General features: G+C 39.1%; 18 protein-coding genes. 11 read left to right on the top strand and 7 right to left on the bottom strand.

Annotated features, from left to right (window positions below; translation table 11 throughout):
- The first annotated feature begins 449 nt into the window (after window positions 1-449).
- Together AAC026_RS15115 and AAC026_RS15110 are read left to right on the top strand one after the other, a co-directional pair.
- Window positions 450-1,112 (top strand): SatD family protein, encoded by a 663-nt coding sequence (locus tag AAC026_RS15115; protein WP_339699684.1) that lies wholly within the window; start codon window positions 450-452, stop codon window positions 1,110-1,112.
- Entirely contained in the window at window positions 1,094-1,828 is a 735-nt protein-coding gene (locus tag AAC026_RS15110) for a DUF3307 domain-containing protein (protein WP_339699682.1), read from the top strand. The genes AAC026_RS15115 and AAC026_RS15110 overlap by 19 nt, the downstream gene beginning before the upstream one ends.
- Before the next feature lie 22 nt (window positions 1,829-1,850).
- On the opposite strand, the gene AAC026_RS15105 is transcribed toward AAC026_RS15110, so the two are convergent.
- Window positions 1,851-3,092, bottom strand: a complete 1,242-nt coding sequence (locus tag AAC026_RS15105; protein ID WP_339699680.1) for a serine hydrolase domain-containing protein — start codon at window positions 3,090-3,092, stop codon at window positions 1,851-1,853.
- Window positions 3,093-3,455: 363 nt separating this feature from the next.
- On the opposite strand from AAC026_RS15105, the gene AAC026_RS15100 reads away from it, so the two are divergent.
- Both AAC026_RS15100 and AAC026_RS15095 read left to right on the top strand, forming a co-directional pair.
- Window positions 3,456-3,785 carry a PadR family transcriptional regulator gene (locus AAC026_RS15100; protein ID WP_053222624.1) on the top strand — a complete coding sequence of 110 codons (330 nt, stop codon included), beginning with the start codon at window positions 3,456-3,458 and terminating at the stop codon, window positions 3,783-3,785.
- Window positions 3,785-6,469, top strand: coding sequence for an ABC transporter permease (locus tag AAC026_RS15095; RefSeq protein ID WP_339699678.1), 2,685 nt, complete (start codon window positions 3,785-3,787; stop codon window positions 6,467-6,469). Before AAC026_RS15100 ends, AAC026_RS15095 begins: the two co-directional genes overlap by 1 nt.
- A gap of 64 nt (window positions 6,470-6,533) precedes the next feature.
- Here AAC026_RS15095 and AAC026_RS15090 read toward each other — a convergent pair whose 3' ends face one another.
- Both AAC026_RS15090 and AAC026_RS15085 read right to left on the bottom strand, forming a co-directional pair.
- The gene (locus AAC026_RS15090; RefSeq protein WP_339699676.1) at window positions 6,534-7,007 is read right to left on the bottom strand and encodes a DUF6265 family protein; all 474 of its coding nucleotides are present in this window, start codon (window positions 7,005-7,007) and stop codon (window positions 6,534-6,536) included.
- Window positions 7,008-7,060: 53 nt separating this feature from the next.
- Entirely contained in the window at window positions 7,061-7,861 is an 801-nt protein-coding gene (locus tag AAC026_RS15085; RefSeq protein WP_339699674.1) for a helix-turn-helix transcriptional regulator, read from the bottom strand.
- A 212-nt stretch (window positions 7,862-8,073) separates the two neighbouring features.
- Here AAC026_RS15085 and AAC026_RS15080 point away from each other — a divergent pair, with 212 nt between their 5' ends.
- The 3 genes from AAC026_RS15080 to AAC026_RS15070 are packed head-to-tail and all read left to right on the top strand — an operon-like array spanning window position 8,074 to window position 13,312.
- Window positions 8,074-10,287: a DUF5916 domain-containing protein gene (locus tag AAC026_RS15080; protein WP_339699672.1), complete on the top strand. Its 2,214-nt coding sequence runs from the start codon at window positions 8,074-8,076 to the stop codon at window positions 10,285-10,287.
- A gap of 12 nt (window positions 10,288-10,299) precedes the next feature.
- Window positions 10,300-11,961 (top strand): amidase, encoded by a 1,662-nt coding sequence (locus AAC026_RS15075; RefSeq protein ID WP_339699670.1) that lies wholly within the window; start codon window positions 10,300-10,302, stop codon window positions 11,959-11,961.
- Between the two features lie 7 nt (window positions 11,962-11,968).
- Window positions 11,969-13,312 (top strand): VOC family protein, encoded by a 1,344-nt coding sequence (locus tag AAC026_RS15070; RefSeq protein ID WP_339699668.1) that lies wholly within the window; start codon window positions 11,969-11,971, stop codon window positions 13,310-13,312.
- On the opposite strand, the gene AAC026_RS15065 is transcribed toward AAC026_RS15070, so the two are convergent.
- The 3 genes from AAC026_RS15065 to AAC026_RS15055 form a co-directional block, all read right to left on the bottom strand.
- Window positions 13,309-13,659: a VOC family protein gene (locus AAC026_RS15065; RefSeq protein WP_339699665.1), complete on the bottom strand. Its 351-nt coding sequence runs from the start codon at window positions 13,657-13,659 to the stop codon at window positions 13,309-13,311. The two genes, AAC026_RS15070 and AAC026_RS15065, sit on opposite strands and share 4 nt — an antisense overlap.
- An 84-nt stretch (window positions 13,660-13,743) precedes the next feature.
- On the bottom strand, window positions 13,744-14,781 hold the full coding sequence (locus AAC026_RS15060; protein WP_339699662.1) for a polysaccharide deacetylase family protein: 1,038 nt from the start codon (window positions 14,779-14,781) through the stop codon (window positions 13,744-13,746).
- Window positions 14,778-15,599 (bottom strand): glucosaminidase domain-containing protein, encoded by an 822-nt coding sequence (locus tag AAC026_RS15055; RefSeq protein ID WP_339699659.1) that lies wholly within the window; start codon window positions 15,597-15,599, stop codon window positions 14,778-14,780. The genes AAC026_RS15060 and AAC026_RS15055 overlap by 4 nt, the downstream gene beginning before the upstream one ends.
- A 217-nt stretch (window positions 15,600-15,816) precedes the next feature.
- Here AAC026_RS15055 and AAC026_RS15050 point away from each other — a divergent pair, with 217 nt between their 5' ends.
- The 4 genes from AAC026_RS15050 to AAC026_RS15035 all read left to right on the top strand — a co-directional run bounded on the left by AAC026_RS15050 (window position 15,817) and on the right by AAC026_RS15035 (window position 19,155).
- Window positions 15,817-16,863, top strand: a complete 1,047-nt coding sequence (locus tag AAC026_RS15050) for an adenylate/guanylate cyclase domain-containing protein (protein ID WP_339699656.1) — start codon at window positions 15,817-15,819, stop codon at window positions 16,861-16,863.
- A 19-nt stretch (window positions 16,864-16,882) separates the two neighbouring features.
- Entirely contained in the window at window positions 16,883-17,254 is a 372-nt protein-coding gene (locus tag AAC026_RS15045) for a cupin domain-containing protein (RefSeq protein ID WP_339699653.1), read from the top strand.
- 76 nt (window positions 17,255-17,330) lie between these two features.
- Complete coding sequence (locus AAC026_RS15040) at window positions 17,331-18,275, top strand: glycosyltransferase family 2 protein (RefSeq protein WP_339699650.1); 945 nt, start codon at window positions 17,331-17,333, stop codon at window positions 18,273-18,275.
- The gene (locus tag AAC026_RS15035; protein WP_339699647.1) at window positions 18,256-19,155 is read left to right on the top strand and encodes a lysylphosphatidylglycerol synthase transmembrane domain-containing protein; all 900 of its coding nucleotides are present in this window, start codon (window positions 18,256-18,258) and stop codon (window positions 19,153-19,155) included. The genes AAC026_RS15040 and AAC026_RS15035 overlap by 20 nt, the downstream gene beginning before the upstream one ends.
- On the opposite strand, the gene AAC026_RS15030 is transcribed toward AAC026_RS15035, so the two are convergent.
- Window positions 19,152-19,649 carry a phosphoglycerate mutase family protein gene (locus tag AAC026_RS15030; RefSeq protein ID WP_339699644.1) on the bottom strand — a complete coding sequence of 166 codons (498 nt, stop codon included), beginning with the start codon at window positions 19,647-19,649 and terminating at the stop codon, window positions 19,152-19,154. The genes AAC026_RS15035 and AAC026_RS15030 overlap by 4 nt on opposite strands.
- Window positions 19,650-19,659 lie beyond the last annotated feature (10 nt).

Below are 19,659 nucleotides of genomic sequence, written 5' to 3'. Positions count from 1 at the left end.
GGCCTGTAACTCAATGAATATTAAAAGGTCGTCCGTTTCACATTAAATTCTTTAAACGTAACACCTTCTCTCAACTCATCTTCCTAACTCCAAACCGCCAATCCATTTATGATCACGGCAAAGGCGTGGGGCTTTAACCCCTAACCCTTTTCCTTCTCGCTAAAACCACCGCGCCAATAATCATCAAAAGGGCACCAATGCTGTAGCGCATAATCAAATAGGACATATTGCGCTGGATGACCACAAAGTCGGCAATGCCCGCGGCTTCAACTCACCATTCGTCTGCTAGGGTGGAAACCTTGATTGCCTTAGCGGTTATTGGTCAGACTGATGTAAGAGGACTACAAGAAACTAAGTAAATAAAACCGCTAGAGGTTCTATCTCTTATTTAGAACCTTTAAAGGTTATATTCTTTGTTTATAACGTAAGAAGGTTATAAATTCAACGCTATGAAGATAGTTACTGCTGTTATTACAGGTGATATTATTAGGTCTACAGATATAGAAGGTGATTATAGAGAGGTTTTACACCGAATTGCTAATGATATAAGAGATCAAATAGATCAACACTTCCTATTAGATGTTTATAGGGGAGATAGTTTTCAAGCCATTTCCAAAAAGCCTGAGCAAGGTTTATTGATGCTCCTTTTAATAAAAGCAGGGCTAAAGAGAGAGCAGACAGAAAAGAATAAGCAAACAATACAATGGGATGCCCGAATGTCTATGGGTATAGGTAAGCTGGCAAACTACCCTGAATACAATAACCTAAGTGAGTTAAGTGGAGAACCTTTTACTAGGTCGGGTAGGAGTTTAGACAGTATGAAAGAAAAGAATAAAGAGATAACGATTGTTACTGGTGAAGAGGAACAAGATAATGAGCTTAAAGCAATTTTACCCATGGTTGAAGCCATTGTTGCAAAATGGACAACCGCTCAAGCAAGTGCAGTTTACTTATTTCTTCTCTACAAAGATATTACGCAAAAAGAAATAGGAGACAGGCTAGGCAAAACGCAAGTGGCTGTAAGTAAGAGTTTAGATATAAGTAGAATAGATGCATTGATACCTTATATAGAGCGGTTTGAAACTCAGATACAATGGACACACCAGAAATAGAAATTCTCCTTAGGTTAATAATTGCACATCTTTTGGCCGATTTTGTCTTTCAAACCAACGGCATGGTCAAGGGCAAGAGGGAAAAAGGCCCAATGTCTTCTCAATTCAGGTGGCACCTTGTCATCGTAGCGATGTTGACTTATCTCCTTATAGCCGACTGGGCGAATTGGTGGGCACCAATTGCCATGGCAATTGCGCATGGTATTATCGATTGGATAAAAATCAGTATTAAGAAAGATAACATGTGGATTTATCTAGGCGATCAATTTGCTCACTTTATCAGCATTATCTTGCTATGGATGCTGTTAATACCAAAATCATTTGCAGAAATGATTGATCTAAATTCCTTTGAATTTCATTCAACGTTCCTCATAATCGCTATTGCATACATTATAGTAGCTCTTCCATCAGGTGTACTGATTGGCTACCTCACCAAATCATGGCAAGAGCAATTAAGCGATAAACAAAACCAAGAAAGCCTAAAAGATGCAGGCAAATGGATTGGCATAATAGAACGACTACTCATTTTAACCTTTATCATTTTCAACCAATGGGAACCTATAGGCTTTTTACTAGCTGCAAAATCAGTTTTCAGGTTTGGAGATTTAAAGAAAGGTAAAGAACAAAAGAAAACAGAGTACATATTAATCGGGACGCTGTTAAGCTTTACTCTCGCTATTTTTATTGGGTTGCTCGTTCAACTGATGATTAATTAGCCGCTTCTATTGATTTTACCATCTAACCCCTTTTCCTTCTCACTAAAATCACCGCGCCAATAATTATTAAAAGAGCGCCTATACTGAAGAGCATAATCAAATAGGACATATTACGCTGGATCACTACAAAGTCGGCAATGCCAGCGGCTTCAAATAACCATTCGTCTGCTAGGGTGGAAGCAATATTAGGACTGCCCATTTCCATAATGATAATGCCGTTTTTAGCCATTAAATCAATGCGAGCCGCAGTGTTTATTGTCGGTCTATTACTGTTGCCATCATGGCCAATCACATAAGAATCTTCAGCGTTTTGGCTATACAAATGAGGCCCCATGCCATACACGCCCAAATTACCAATAAAGGTTTCTGCTTGGGTCATTTGTGTGATGGTCTCAGACTTCAATACTGGGTTTGGGTTGATATTGGCCATTAAGAACTTGGTTAAATCTGCCGCAGAAGTATACAACGAGGCAGCAGCCAATGAAGCAAACTTGTAAGGAGCAGAAACAGCACCATCAGATTTATAAAGCGTGGCCAATTCAAGGTCAGGACGCACAGCTAAATCAAAGGTAGAGTTGTTCATGCCAAGAGGTTTAAAAACCGTCTCTGTCATGTAGTCTTGGAAAGACTGGCCTGATACTTCTTCAATCAGCAATTGTAATAGGGTATAGCCGCCTCCAGAATACATGTATTGTGTTCCGGGTGCTATGCCCACTTTGGTTACGCCATCTGAATAGCCAGCGTCAGCCGCCTTCGTAAGCGATTCTTCTAGGCTTTGCACTGTTTCATCGGGTCCAAAACCTTCATAGCCCAAATCGTCTACCAAACCAGCAGAGTGGGAGAGCAGCCTGCGCACAGTTACTTGGTTATTATCAAAGTCACTGGCGGGTAAATGCCAACGCGTTAAATAATCGTCCACTGGTTTGTCTAAATCCAATTGGCCATTTTGTACGAGCGCCATAATTCCCCAAGAGGTCACCCATTTACTGACCGATGCCATTTGAAAAACGGTGTTTTCATGCACTGGCTTATCCTCTGAATGGAAGAACTGCTCCGCTACTTTTCCATTCTCCACCAAAACCATAGACATATTACCAACAAACTCCTTGTCAATTTGTGCTTTGGTAGCTTCTATAAAAGTTTCAGGACTTTCGTCTTTAGAAAGGCTTTTTAAAATGAAACCATCGGAAATACCATAGATGATAAAAACAGCCCAAAGGATGATGGCAAGTAAGGTAAGGGCAATGTATTTGAAGGTTCTCATGCGTAGTGTTTTGGTTGGTTTTCGGTTGAGCTGGGAAGTTGCAGAAAACATCCCGACCGAACAACTAATTCAATAGTTAATTAAGATATGTTTGATTCTGCAAATACAAGTCACAGATCCGACTGGTTCAGAGGTCTGATGAGTTTGCTTCAGCTTAAACCCATTTGTAAACAACAAATACCAAAAACCAAATATCAAATATCAAACCTTTCCACTTCAACACGTCTACACCTAAACACTTTTCCACACATTCCAATACACCAATTCCACAGTTCACTACACTATCAATATTAATTAGTTGTACATAAGTGAAAGATATATTTCTTTTATATTTGTGTAAGTAATAAAACTTAAGCCATACACATGAAAGGAACATACCTCGGAGAATTTGAAGAACTGGTGCTACTTACCGTAGGTGCCCTTTATCCAGAAGCCTATGGGGTAGGCATTATGGATGAAATTGCCAAAGAGACAGGTCGATCGGTTAATATCAGTGCCATTCATTCTGCCTTAAGGCGCTTGGATGAAAAGGGTTTTGTTAAATCTGAAATGGGCGGGTCTACCAACGAAAGGGGAGGTCGCAGAAAGCGCATTTTTGAACTCACTGCCTTTGGTAAAAAGGCTTTGGACGAAGTGCAAGAACAGCGCATGAGCTTGTACAACCGCATTCCCAACATTTCATTTAGCAGTTAATGAAGAAACAACAATCCATAAGGCCACCACGCTGGATCTTTCGTTTCCTGACCTTTTTCTGCAAGGAAGAGTTTCTGGAAGAAATCAGTGGCGACTTAGAAGAAATCTATCATGTCCATTTTCAAGCGCATGGAAAACGAAGGGCCAGTTGGCGCTATGCTTGGAATGTGTTGCGCTTTTTCAAGTGGTCCAATATCAAGAAAACAACAAGGTTCAACTCAAATATTTTAACAATGACACGCAACAATTTTAAAATTGCCGCAAGGGTACTTTGGCGGCAGAAGGTAAATACCCTCTTAAATGTAACCGGAATCTCCATTGGCATCGCCTGTTTTTTGCTGATCTCGCTTTATGTGAAGCAGGAAGTAAGCTTTGATAAATTCCATGATAAAGGAGATAGAATCTACCGCACCTGGACATTAGAAGATTATGGTGGCGACCAACAGTTTTTTTACACCAACTCGCCACTTCCTTTAGAAAAGGTGCTTGAAGACAATATTCCAGACATAGAAATGGCGGTGCAATACAACCGCAACAACTTTTTAGTGGGCGAGGAAGGCGCAAGAATCAACGAGCCCGTTGCTGTGGCCAGTCCAGAATTCTTTGAGATGTTTTCATTTCCTATTGTCAATGGTAATAGCAAAAGCCCTTTGGCAGATAGAACCTCCATTGTTATCAGTGAGGCTTATGCTACTAAATACTTTGGGAGCAAAAACCCTATCGGTCAGCCGTTGTCTCTACTTATTCAAGGAAAGAATCGTGCGTTTACGGTATCGGCCATTATGAAAGACTTACCAAAGAATACGGGCTTTAGTTTTGACATGATGATTTCGAATGCAAATGATGAGCTACTGTATGAAAAACGGGCTTTACAAGCTTGGTTTCATGTTTCGCCAGAGACATTTGTGCTAGTCAAAGAGAATTCTACACTGAAAGCGGTTGAAGAAAAACTTCCCGCAATGATAAAAACGGTGTTGGGTGATAGGATGGAAGAAGGCGAATATACTTTGGGGCTACAGCCGCTTACTGATATTCACCTGAACCCTGAGTTTCCGGTAGGTAATATGCCAGTGGGCAATCCTAAATATGTATATGTGCTTGGAGCCATTGGCTTGTTGGTGTTGCTAATTGCTTGTATTAACTACACCACGCTTTCTATGGGGCAGTCTATGAGACGCGCCAAAGAGGTTGGGGTAAGAAAAGTAGTAGGCGCACAGAAGTCGGGCTTGGTTTGGCAGTATTTATCAGAAAGTGTTCTGATCACTTTTATTGCCATGCTGATTGGCTTGGCCGTGGCGTATTTGCTCTTGCCGATTTTCAACAATTTGGCCAATACAAATTTGGTAATGCCCTTCGATTTCGAGTCGCTTTGGGTGTATTTGGTAATGGCCTTGGGTATTGGTTTAGCCACGGGGGCTTACCCTGCTTTGGTGCTTTCCAACCTTAAGTTAACAAATGTACTTCGGGGTGGCTCGTCCAGCATAGGCGGAAAGAATGTTTTACGTAAATCACTTTTAGTCTTTCAATTATTGCTCACGGTATTTTTGATTTCGAGTACCTTGATTATGAAAAAGCAGCTCAATTATATTCAGAACGAAGATTTGGGTTTTAACCGTGAGGCGATGGTGTCGGTGGTTTTATATCCAGACTCTGGTGGTCAAGGTTTAGGTGATAATTTTACATCTGGCTTTAAGAATGGTCAGTTATTAAAAACCAAGTTAGAAACCAACCCTGATGTTTCTGATGTAGCCATGGGAAGCCATATTTTCGGTTCTGATGGATGGATGCAATTGGGCTTTAATGATAACAATGATGCCTTTAAGCAATTCAACTTATTGGTGGTTGACCCTTATTATATCTCCAGTTTTGACATTCAAATGAAGGAAGGCAGAGACTTTGACCCTGCTTTGGATTTAGATAAACGAGAGTCTATTATTCTAAACCAAGCCGCAGTGGATTACTTCGGTTTAACCGACCCTATAGGAAAGAAGCTTCCGGGAGATAAATTTGGTACGAATACGATTATTGGCGTTACCGAAGATTTCAATTTTGAGTCGCTCCATAGTGCAGTGAGACCTTTGGTGATTACACAAAATGACCAAAACATATTCTCTGGCATCAACGACATCAGTATATCTGATTCACCGACCCCCAAATTGGTTTTCAAGTATAATGGAACAAGTCTTTTGGAAGTGAAATCTATTTTAGATCAGGCTTGGGCTTCCACTTTCCCCAACGAAGAGTTAAGGTTCGATTTTGTGGATGAGAAGTTACGTCTGATGTATCAAGATGAAGCAAGAGTGAATAAAATTGTCGGTATTGCTACGGTATTGAGTATACTGATTGCCAGTATAGGACTATTGGGCCTTACAATTCTGATTGTGAACACGAAAGTAAAGGAGATAGGAATCCGTAAAATTTTGGGCGCTTCACCCGTCAAAATATTCGCAATGTTGTTCAGTGATTTCTCTTGGCAGTTGATCATTGCTATTGTATTGTCGGTACCGCTTACTTGGTATTTAATGAGCAATTGGCTTAAAGACTTTGCTTACCAAATCAATATAGGAGTGGATATGTTTTTATTAAGCGGGGTGTTGGCTTTCGGGTTAACCACGCTGGTAATTAGTTATCATGCCATTAGGGCAGCCAAATCGAATCCCGTAAAAGCTTTGAGAACGGAATAATAAAATAAGAATGAGCCTCTAAACTAAATAGAGGCTCATTTTTGTACCTTAAGTCTATTCTATACTACTGTACTTTCTTAAAAAAGAAACCCATTTTCTTTTCTCCTCCATCTGAAATAATGGCGGTTAAATCTTTGCCTTCTAGCTCATAGCTAATCATTTTAGGGAAGTCGTGTTCTGGGTTTTCAGAAGTAAATCCAGCACTTGTTACCTTGCTCACTTTAAAATAAGTGGGGCTCGCATTTTCTCTTACATCGGCTACATAGAAAATAGAATTGTCTTTCACTTCAATTCTAAGTTTTTCCACAAAAGTGGTATCGCTGCCTTTTAGCGAAACACCTAAACCCGTATAAACGTATTCAGATTCTTTCTGCCAGATTTCAAAGGCAGTACTTCCGGCTTTTACGTTTGAGCGTTCCCATTTGCCAAGAATCCAAGAAAGCTCTTTAAATTCCTTTTTGACTGTATTAGAAATGGGGTCTTGATTTAGGGCTGTCGTGCTAAAACAAAGACACAAGAATAGGATTGATGTTTTCATAAGGCCAAGGTATAAGCATTCAACTTTGTTGTATTGTAAAAAACCGACAGCGACTATTTTTTCAAATGAAAGTTTGCCATGTTTCTTTCATCAAAGCCATAGGAGGAAGGGTCTTCTCCTGTAAATTCCTTAAAGTTTTTAATGAAATGGGGTTGATCATAAAAGCCAGAATGGTACACCAAATCTCCCCAGTCTTTGTTGCCTTCTTGCATCAACTCAAATATTCTGCCCAGCCTAATTACCCTACAGTAAAACTTTGGGCTTAAGCCCACTGCATTTTTAAATGATCTTTCTAATTGCCTTTCGCTACAAGACAATAAGGTAATTAACTCATTAATTGTAATTAGTCCTTTTCTTTCAATAATGGTATCAATTGCATTGTTGCTTAGTGTGTTACATTCTGTGTTATTAAATTCATCGGCTAAATAACTATCGAGTATTGTCAATGGATTCTCAGGAATACTGATGCCATTTTCAGTCATAAATGGCTTAAAAAGGGAAGTCATATCATTGGGCAGTTCTACAATTTTATTGGTGATTGTGCTCATATCAAGGCCAAAAAGAACCGATAGTGCGGTAGGTTGCCATTTGACACCAATCATTCCTGATTCTCCCGTATTTCTTAAGAAAAAGTGATTCTTAATTTGGCCTGCCAAAAGTAGCTTGGGTTGCAAGTGCCATTGACCATCAATATTGATCTCATAAGCAGATTTATAATGCAATATCGTTTCTGGGTAGCCGTCAGGAATGATTTTTTGAGTATCAATAGATGATTCTCCTTCACTATCAATTAACCAATAACACTCAATAAGGTGCTGTAACGCTAGGGAAGGAGTCTGTCTTTCATATTGCATAAAACAATGGTTATTGGGTCAGTGTATAAATCTAACAAATTAGCATTAATGATAGGGAACAACTCAAATTTTGCTTGAACAGTGTTCTTCAATTTTCCCATTATTAAAATGATGAGTATCATAATCTTGGCTTAAACATAATAGAGCAAACGGTTCTTTCCATTGGTGTAAATTGAGGTTACTGATTAGTTTCAAAATTCAGTTATTGTATAATGCTCAAAATCTCTTTTGCCCTGTTTTTACTTTTTATGGGGCTTTCATCCTTTAGTCAAGAAATAGAAATTAGACGAGCGACTAGCCCCATAGTAATTGATGGAGTGTTAGACGATGAGGCTTGGGCATTTGCCGATTCAGCCTATGATTTCAAACAATATTTCCCTTACGATACTTCTTTGGCCGTAGCACAGACTACTGCAAGAATTATGTATGATGACGAGTTTATTTATGTTTCGGGCGTAATGAAGAACCCTAGAGGAGCCAGAGACTATATTACACCATCACTCAGGCGCGACTTTAGAGGAGAGGCAAACGATTCCTTTTCGGTAATCTTCGACCCATTTAAAGACAATACCAATGCTGTGCTTTTTGGTATTAACCCTTTTGGTGTTAGAAGGGAAGGCCTAATTGCAAATGGGGGAAGTGGAGATGGTGCTTTCAGTCTGGATTGGGATAACAAGTGGCGGGGAGAAGTAAAACAGTATGATGGATATTGGGTGGCGGAAATGGCCATTCCTTTCAAAACATTGCGGTTTAGAGAAGACCAGGACAAATGGAATATCAATTTCTATAGGATTGACAGTGAATATACGGAACGCTCGACTTGGTCGCCCATTTCGCGTAATTTTTCCATTGTTAATTTAGGCACAATGCGAACGCTGAACTGGGATGAGCCCACGAAAAAGCCTGGCTCCAACATTTCCTTTATTCCTTATTTGGCAGCGGGCACTAAAAAGAATTATGTCAACGAAAGCCTTTCCGAAAACAGCTTTGATGCGGGCTTTGATTTAAAGTTTGCGGTAACCCCAAGTTTGAACTTAGACGTAACGGTGAACCCTGATTTCTCGCAGGTAGAAGTAGACCAGCAGGTGACGAACTTAGATCGCTTCGAAATCTTCTTTCCGGAAAGAAGACAGTTTTTTCTGGAAAATGCAGACCTGTTTTCTAACTACGGAACATCCAGTACACGTCCTTTTTTCACCCGTAGAATAGGGGTGGCCCGAGATGAAAACACAGGCCAAAATGTTCAGAACCCAATTCCTGTAGGAACAAGGCTGAGTGGAAAAGTGAATGAGGATTTGCGTTTGGGTTTTCTTTCAATGCAAGCAGGAAGTGACGAAAGCATTGGATTGCCTTCATATAACTTCTCGGTGTTGTCGCTACAGCAGAAAGTGTTTGATCGATCGAATATTTCTTTTCTATTGGTAAATAAGCAGACTTTTCAGGATGAAGAGGATTATGACACGAACAACTTTTCGGAATGGAACAGAACGGCTGGTTTGGATTACAACCTAGCTTCAGCCAACAATAAATGGTCGGGAAAAGCCTTTTATCATCAATCAATAGACGAAGTTCAACCCAATGATGCTTATGCGGCTGGCTTTAATTTGGAATACGGTGTGCCCAAATTATCGGCCAATTTATTCTCTCAAAGAGTAGGTGCCAATTATAACCCTGAAGTGGGCTTTGTTAGAAGACAAAACATCAAGCAACTCAATGGCACTGCCCGTTATTCATTTTTCCCTAATAACAGTGGAATTCAGCGGCATGGCCCTGGTTTCGATTTCGATATGGTAGGTAATTCTGAATATGGTTTGCTAGACTGGGATGTCAATTTGCTTTACGATGTGTATTGGAAAAACTCTACTTCTGTCAACATTAGATTGAGGAAGCAGTATACCTATCTATTCAATGGATTCGATCCTAGTGGCTCGGGCGGACAGAGACTACCAAGCGATACAGAATATACCACACACCTTTTAATTGCAAGCTTTAGGTCAGACCAGCGAAAGCGTATTTCTTATTCCCTCAGTACCAGATCGGGCGAATACTATAATGGCTCACGTATTAACTTACAAGGGAGCGTCTCTTTCAGATACCAACCTTTTGGTTTTACCAGTATAGATTTCTCCTACAATCGCATTCGTTTACCCGATCCGTATAATGACGCCAACTTAATTTTGATAGGGCCACGTTTCGATTTTACGTTTACAAAAAAGCTCTTCTGGACTACTTTTGTTCAGTACAATAGCCAAATTGAGAACCTAAATATTAATTCAAGAATTCAATGGAGATTTGCTCCGGTATCAGACTTTTTTCTGGTATATACCGATAACTACTTGGCAACCGAGGATGGTAGTTTTATAGATATTGGGAGATCAAAATCTAGGGCATTGGTGTTTAAATTGACTTATTGGTTGAATCTCTAACTTTACGATAACATGAAAAAGAATAGCATTGTATTTTTTGCCGTAGCCTGCTTAATAGCGGTTTTGGCCAGCTGTAAGACCAACGAGTATGGTTTTACCAAAAGAGATATTCGTAGTAGCCAAAAGTTAATCGGGTTAGATTTTCAGAAGTCGGCTATTGACACCATGTATCAGTATTTAGGTAGAAATAAGCGCGGATATGATACCCTAAGAACATATGAAACGGCAAATGAGACATTTCCTGCCATGGTATTTGATCCGCACCCAGCAGGCTTTGAAATTCCAAAAGCACAAACAAACGCTCCATTTATTATTCCTGAAAATGTAGCACTACCAAACAATAAAGAGGAGCTTGCTTTCTATAGTATTCCGCAATTGGCTTCGCTTTTAAAAAACAGGAAACTCACTTCAGTAGAGCTCACTCAACTCTACATAGATCGCATCAAACGATATGATGGCCAGCTCCAAAGTGTAATCAATCTAACAGAAGAATTGGGGATGGCTCAAGCTAGAAAAGCTGATCAGGAAATTGCAGCAGGTAATTACAAAGGAATGCTGCACGGTATTCCTTATGGGGTGAAAGATTTAATGGCTGTTGAAGGTTATCCTACCACTTGGGGAGCGGCTCCTTATGAGCACCAAATGATCAATTACACTTCTAGTGTAGTAAAACAACTAGAGGCCCACGGAGCAGTACTAATTGCTAAGCTGGTATCAGGTTCATTGGCTAGGGGAGATGTATGGTTTGGAGGAAAGACCAAAAACCCTTGGGATTTAAATCAGGGAGCAAGTGGCTCTTCTGCTGGGCCAGGTTCGGCTACATCAGCAGGTTTGGTCGCTTTCTCGTTGGGAACAGAAACTTTAGGGTCAATTACTTCACCTTCTTCAAGAAATGGCATTACAGGTTTAAGACCTACTTACGGAAGAGTAAGCCGCTATGGCGTAATGAGCTTAAGCTGGTCGATGGATAAAATCGGCCCCATGTGTCGTTCTGCTGAAGATTGTGAAATTGTATTTGATGCCATTTATGGTAAAGACCCAAAAGATCCCACTACGAACACTGCGCCTTTTAATCGTTCTACAAAAAAGCCAAACGAACTGAGAGTGGCCTATTTAAAAAGGGACATCGATAGAGATTCTTCCGCTACTGGAAATAACCTCAGATCGGCTTTGGCTGTGTTTAAAGATATGGGAATAACACCTACTGCAATTGAATTACCGACTGACTACCCATTCAATGTTTTCGATATTATTCTTCGTGCCGAAGCGGGTGCTTTTTTCGATGACTTAGTAAGATCGGGAGATGCGGATAGCATGGTAGAACAAACAACAGGCTCTAGGGCCAACTCATTACGGCAAGCACGTTTTATTCCTGCTGTTGAGTACTTACAGGCCAACAGACAGAGAAGACAACTGATTGAAGAAGTTAATACATTGTTTATGCAGTATGATGTAATCATTTCTCAGACTTCCCGCGGTAGTCAATTACTCACCACTAATCTAACCGGACACCCCGTAGTGACAATCCCCACAGGTTTTGATCAGCGTAACAGACCTACAAGCCTAACCTTGATTGGGAATTTGTATGATGAGGGAGTGATTTTAGCTTTGGCCAGAGCGTATCAAAATGTGACAGATTTTGACGAAAAGCATCCACCTTTGTTCTCTAAATAATATTAAAATGAGATTTAAGTCATTAGTTATAATACTGGTAATAAGCTGCTTAATGGGATGTAATGCACCCGAAAAGTGGAGTAGTGAGTTGGGCAGTTTAACCGCATTTGCGGAAATGGTCGACAGTGGTGCAAAGCAAATCGCTTTTAGTGAACCGATGGCGATAGACGATATGGAAGCGTTTATGCCCAAGGCCAAAGCTGTAGCCGACCAGTATGCAATAAAGCTAGTTCGTGAAGCTGACCTGATAAAAACTGACTTATTTGATAGCGGAATAGCCGAAGGAAAGGAAGTACTCATTTTGTACAAAGGCAACAGTTATGGTGCCTATACTCAATTAAAGGAAGACAGAGAAAAGCTAGAAAGATCTGGTTTATATGAAGGAGCAGAAAGGCAAGAAATTGCCAGAAGGCTTGGGCGATTACTGGGCTATTCTGCTAAGGGAATTAACAATAAAATTGCGTCCAATACTGATTACAGAAGACTTTCTGATTTTGGAGTAAAAGCTAGTAATGTATTTCTGTACTACAAAGATTTAAAAAAGGCCACTGAATTTTATACTGAAGTAATGGGTTTGGCGCTTATGGCCGAATACGATAATGCTAACCTATTAAAGATTTCAAATTCATCATTTCTTACCCTGGTAGATGCCGCCAAGGGAATGCACTCGGCTGATGAACCCAAGTCTGTGGCAGTGGCTTTTCTTACCCGTCAGTTGGCTGAATGGTATGATTATTTACAAGAGAAAAAAGTAGAGATAAAGTATACATATAAACCAAAGGAGGGAGGTCCGCACGATGGATTTGTTGCCATTGATCCAGAAGGTTATTTGCTTGAATTTGAATTATTTAAGCAACATCAAGAGAACGAAAACTTTGTGCCTTATTTGGCTAAAACCAATGATGTATTGACCTCAGCAAAACATAATGAAACAGCCTTGGCTTTTCATGCATCAGTTACTTGGCTGTATTACAAAGATTTATTGCCGCTTCAGAATTTTTATGAAAATGTAATGGGCTTTGAATTGGCCGCAGATCAGGTATGGACAAAGATATATAGAGCTACTGATGACAGCTATATAGGTTTGGTAGATGTGAGTAGAGGAATGCATTCTTATGCGAAGGACAAAGCTGTAAACGTAGGCTTTATGGTAAACGACCTAGAAGGTTGGTTTAACTATGTACAAGGCCATAAAGCTTTTGAGCTGAAGGAGAATAGTATCTCTAACGATGAAGAAGGTAAATATTCAGGGTTTGTTGGTTTTGATCCTGGGAATTATTTCTTGGAGTTTGATAAATTCAATGAGCACCCTGCAAATAAGCAATTGCTTAAAGAGTTGGGTGGTAACTAAACACTTTGCCCAAAAGTGATCAGGTTAGTGTCGGGGTCAAGAATAGCAAATTCCTTTTGTCCCCATGGCTTCATCTGTAAATGTCCAGCAGGGTGAATATCTATTTTCTTGTCTAAGAAAGACTGATAAAGGCCTTCAATATCATTGGTTCTAATATAGACTTGACCATAATTTTCTCTTGGTTCTAACTCTTTAAATTCGAAAAAGTGAATCTCAATCTGATCCTTCTTTACCATAAGGTAGCCATCATAGTTTCCAAATTCTTCAAAACCCAATTTAGAAACATAGAAATCTTGAGTTACGCTTTTTATGCGCATCGGAAGCTTAGGGCTTATGTTGGTTAACATATTTCAATAGTTTAAGAATACATTAATTAAAACCGAGACAGCAAACAAAAGTTTGCTCGGTTGCCGAACCAAAATACTGTTCGATCACTGAATTTCAGGAATAACCCATAAATAACTGTACCAATGCCAGTTTCCTTTTGAATCGGGAATAGTAATAGTAAACAAGGTTCTTCTTGCTTTTAAGTCAGTCTGAGGTCTAATTGAAAGCGCCACTTTACCGTCTCGTGTAATCCTCATAGATTTAGCACACTTGCTGCCTTGTACAAAACATTGCATAGACTCTACAAATAAACCTTCTTCATTAAAATCGATATTGATTCTTGGCTTTTCCACGCTGCCGTTATAACCAGATGAAACCGCTTCGGCTTTAACTACAGCGAGCCCTTTCATTTTCATTTTGTCTTTAAACTGATCTAAATCACCATAAGATTCTGACATAGGAAATCTAGGTAGCTGATAGATGTTAGAGTACTCTGTAATTACTCCTGAATTTTGAGCAACAGCAGCTTTAAAACCCATTTCAGATAAAGCAAAGCTCATTTCATCATTATGTTCACCGTAAGGATAAGCAAAAACTTTAGGGGTGAAATTCAGGTTGGTTTTCATAAGGTCTTGGCTTTCTTGCACTTCCTGCTTAAAAAAGCTATCTCTTGCTCGTTCAGATACACTTAAAAAAAACGGGTGACTGTGACTATGATTTCCTATTTCCACTCCGGCTTTTTGAGCTTCGGCTATATCTTTCCAAGACATATAATCGGTGTAGCCAATGGATTTTGTGTTTACAAACAAAGTGGCTTTAAAACCATACTTTTTCAATAAAGGGAGCCCCTTTTCATAAAAGCTTTTATAACCATCGTCAATCGTAATTGCGACTAATTTTTTTCTGGACGAAGTGCTATCATTGACTTCATCTGCTACTTCAGAAATCGTTAACGAAGTATAACCTTGGTCCTTTAAAAATTTTAAATGTTCTTCAAACGTTTCGGTAGCTATGTTGGTAGACGGAAATCGATCGTCTCCAAACCTGTGATAAACCAACGATGTGACTTCATGCTGAATATTTTGTGCAAAGGCACTAGTAGTAGTGAAAAAAAGAAAGGTGAATAGGAGAATGCTTTTCATTGAGTACTGCCGCTTAAATTGATATATGAGGGATCGATTATATAGCGATCGAACCGAGTTAGCTCATTGAAACGAATCATTGCAGAAAGCTCTACAACATATTCTTCCCGTCTTTCGGAATAATGAGACAGATGCGTAATTAACTTAAAAGGGTCCGATGTGATTAGTCTTGCAGCTCTAAATTCACGATAAGCATTCACTCTTGCAACTGTCTTTAAATAATCTTCTATAGAATCTGCAAAATCATCATACTTGCGTAGGTAAATCGTTTCTCCATCTCTTTGAAACTTTGCTGCTATTCGAGGCTCATCTGGTTTGTAAGACCACACCCCAAACATATTATTCGCTTCTTGAAAAACCCTAGAACTACCCCAACCGCTTTCAATAATAGCCTGGGCTAAAATAATACTGTTAGGGTGTACTACCATTCGATTCAATAAAACCGTTTGATTATCTGTACCATATTCAGAGCAAAGGCGATTATAAAAAATACTGTCTTGCTCTGACCAATTTTCTTCCCTTAAAAGCTTTTTAACTCTATTTCTGTTCTGTTCAATTCTATATTTGGCTACCAAAATTGCTGGTAAAACAGCAGAAATAAATTTGTCCTTTTTCTCGGCAAGTGCGAGCGTATCAATACCTTTAATGTGTGAATACAGAATAGGGGGTACGAGTGAATCATTTAAAGAAATGATATCATCAGGACTTTGTAGTTCAATGTGTTTTACTTCTAAAGAAACAGAATTTTCCGCATCAGACTTTGAGCAAGAGAAAACCAAAAGCTGAAATATAGTACCAATAAAAAGTGATGCTTTCAAATTAAATCTTCTGTCGCTTTGGGGCATAGATTCAAAGATATTAAATAAAGAGTCTAATATTTTTACATTTAGAAATGTACAACCGATTGGCAATAAGTACAGAATAAGTTTTATAGGCTATAATCAACGTTAATTTTTTATACACGTAATGGAAATGGCTGAACTATAAATTGGGTTTAAACATATCTGATTTAATTTAGCAGCCTCAATTGCTAACATGAACAAAAGGAACCTAAGGATACTACGAGATTATGTTATAGGTTGGATCATTGCCATTATTTTTTGGGTAGTAATGCGTACATATGGGGTTACTTTAAATGCACCTGCAACTCCAGAGCCAGTTCATGCCTTACGTTTAATCATAATTTTTGGGCCATTGGCAGGAGTAATGTTCGGCTTGGCTCAAATAAAGATAGAGCGCTATTTATACAGGCGAATACCACTTTGGCGCTTAGAGCTTTTTGGGTTGGTTAGCAATGTGGCGATCATGTCTGTAATGTTTATAATGGCATTTTTCATGATTGAATTCACTTTTGGTTTTGATAAACCCATTGGCTTTTGGGAGTTTTTACTGAACCCTTCTTCCATACTTGTTTTCTTCTACTCCATTTTTGTTAACTCTCTTTTGGCTGTTTTAAGACAAATGAATTTGTTTTTAGGCGATGGTAATCTATGGCGCTTATTAAGAGGTGATTTTTATACACCACGTGTGGAAAGCAGGGTGTTTATGTTTATTGACCTCAAGAGTTCAACTTCCATAGCTGAAACATTGGGCCATATTCGATATAGTCAGTTTATTCAAGATTGCTTCTTTGATTTACAGGTCGTTCAGGAGTACGATGCTGAGGTTTACCAATATGTAGGGGATGAAGTAGTGCTTAGTTGGAAGTCTAAGCCAGATATGGATTACAGCATTTGCATAAAAGCTTTTTGGGCGTTTCAAGATCAACTGAATAAGCGTAAAAACCGCTACATTACTAAATATGGACTAGTTCCTGTTTTTAAGGCGGGCATAAATGAGGGAGCAGTAACTGCTGCAGAAGTAGGTGAAATTAAAAGAGAAATTGCCTACCATGGAGATACCATGAACATTACCTCGAGAATTCAAGAACGGTGTAATCACTATGACCGTCAGTTGCTTGTGTCAGAATGCTTTTATCATAAAATCAGTCATCAGAATGGTTACAAACCAGAGCTGCTTGGCGAAGAGGAACTGAGAGGTAAAAATCAACTCATAAAAATATACTCCATAGAAAGAGCGTAGTTAAAAATCATTTCAGCTTATGAAAAATACTAAAGCTAATATTTCTGAGAAATTTTCTAAGTTTTCGGCACGCTGGACACCAAAGATTGTTGGAGAGCTCAATGGTCAACTGGTTAAACTAGCCAAACTAAAAGATGATTTTGTTTGGCACAGCCATGAAAATGAAGATGAAATGTTTTTGGTTTGGAAGGGTACGTTAATCATGGAATTTAGAGATAGAACAGAGGTTATTAAAGAAGGAGAAATGATTATTGTACCGAAAGGAGTAGAGCATAACCCTAGAACTGAGCATGGAGAAGAAGTATGGGTAATGCTTTTTGAACCTGCAGCTACCCAACATACAGGAGAAGTGGTGCATGAACGCACCCACAACGATCAAGAATGGATTTGAACCATTTTCAGTCTCTTAACGTCCTGTTAGGTATTCAAGATTGAAAGCATTTATTTTGCAAGCACAAAATTACACTATGAAGCTATCTGTAGTTGTTACGGTTTACAACGAAGAAGACAACGTTATTCCTCTATGCCAGAAGGAATACGAAGCCTTAGAAGGTATTGATTACGAGCTAATTCTAGTAGATGACGGCTCTACCGATAATACAGTAAAAAACATAAAATCTTTTGCGAACAATCGTACCAAGCTTTTGATTTTCAATAAGAATCATGGCCAGAGTACGGCTATGTCTGCTGGTATTGATATCGCACAAGGCGAATACATTGTAACAATGGATGGCGATCTTCAAAATGACCCTGCCGATATACCTACAATGCTTGCCAAATTAGAAGAAGGTGAATATGATGTGGTGGCAGGTGTTCGTGCCAATCGTCAAGATGGGTTTGTGCTGCGCAAATTCCCTAGCAAAATTGCAAACTGGATGATCAGGAACCTGACTGATGTTCGGCTTTCTGATTATGGTTGTTCCTTAAGAATCTATAAAAAGGACATAGCCAAAAACCTAGGGCTTTATGGTGAACTGCACCGTTTTATACCCGTATTGGCCAAGCTTCAAGGTGCAAAAATGACTGAGGTGGATGTCAATCACCATGCCCGAATTCACGGAGAATCGAAATACGGAATCAATCGTACCTTCAAGGTAATGGCCGATTTAATGTTGATGATCTTCTTTCAAAAGTATTTCAGAAAACCAATGCACCTTTTTGGAGGATTGGGCATACTCACTTTTGCTATAGGAATGCTTATTAACATCTACCTGTTGGTAGTGAAATTTGGCTATGGCGAAGATATTTGGGGTAGACCTTTATTGCTATTAGGTGCTATTCTATTGTTAGGAGGTATCCAATTTATTACGGTTGGAATTATTGCTGAACTGATGATGCGTACTTATTATGAGTCGCAAAACAAGAAAGTCTATCGTTTAAAAGAAGTCTTTGTTGGACAAGTCGAAGCTTAAAAAGTGGCTTAAGTTAGTCGCTCAAATCGTTATAGCCGCAATTGCCATTTACTTTGTAATTGGTGAAATTGACTTAGAAGAGTATAAAAAACGTCTTCTTGGAGTAAATATTGGTTGGCTTATTATGGCCGTTTTAGCATTTAATTTATCTAAACTAATAGCCGCATTTAGGCTTAATCATTTCTTTCGCGCTATTCAAGTTAACTTAGATAGCAGCTTTAACCTAAAGTTATACTATGTTGGAATGCTCTATAATCAGGTTTTTCCTGGCGGTATTGGGGGAGATGGATATAAAGTATACCTGCTCAATAAAAGGTTTAAGACTCCAATTAAAGGCTTAATTGCAGCTACACTGCTTGACAGGATCTGCGGAGTGGTAGCGCTAGGTTTCCTGACTTTTCTTATGGCTCTTGTAGGTGGAGAAGCTTATGGGTTAATGGAAGGCTATGGATTTCTCATTTGGGTTGGGCTGATTATCTCTTATCCTTGCTACTATGTTCTTGTTTATTTTCTTTTCCCCACCTTTAAAAAGGTAAACCATACTACGAATCTACAGGCTTTAGTTTCGCAATTACTACAAGTATTATGTGCGTTTTTCATGTTGAAAAGTTTGAGCGTTACCGATGGTTATTTGGACTACTTCACGCTCTTCTTGACTTCTTCTGTGGCTGCTGCATTTCCTATATCATTACCCGGTGGGCTTGGTGTACGAGAGGGCCTAATGGTTTTGGGAGCCGCTCCTGACCTCTTCAATTTAGATAAGAATGCGGCATTAGCTTTTGCTTCGCTATTTTTCTTGATAACGTTATTTAGCTCGTTAATTGGATTAATTTACTTACGACAGGTGAAATCTATTGATGCAAAAAGCAAAGATAATTAATAGTTCAACACCATCACTTTAGCCTTTCCAATAGCATCTACAGTAAGAATAAATATTTTACCGTATTCACTTTCGTCCAGTTGTTTGAATTTCTCTTCACCCAAAATATAATTAGCTAAGCCCGGAACGGTATTAGAATGGCCTGAAACCAATACCGTTTTACCTTGGTAGCTTTTTAGAGCTTCATCTGCAAAACTGTTTTTGCTAGGGTTATATTCTTGAATTTCGAGCCCTAGTTTAGCTGATAGAGGGGTTACCGTTTCTTTGGTTCTTTTATATGGCGAGGAATAAATAGCTCCAATTTCAACATCAGAAAGCATGTTTAACAGTTTTTCAGCCCTTAATTTACCTTCAGCATTTAATGATGGATTACGGGGGTCGTCCGTGCCTTTTTCGGCATGACGCACTAGAATGAAGGTAGTTGATTGTGTGCTTTGGGCTATACAGGCCAAGTAGCAAACAGAAAATAGAGCAACAAACAATAGCTTTTTCATGGTCAAATGT

The sequence above is a fragment of the uncultured Roseivirga sp. genome (assembly GCF_963973945.1).
Classification (GTDB): Bacteria; Bacteroidota; Bacteroidia; order Cytophagales; family Cyclobacteriaceae; genus Roseivirga.
The sequence above is the reverse complement of the archived record's forward strand: the minus strand, read 5'-3'. Positions and strand labels throughout refer to the sequence as shown.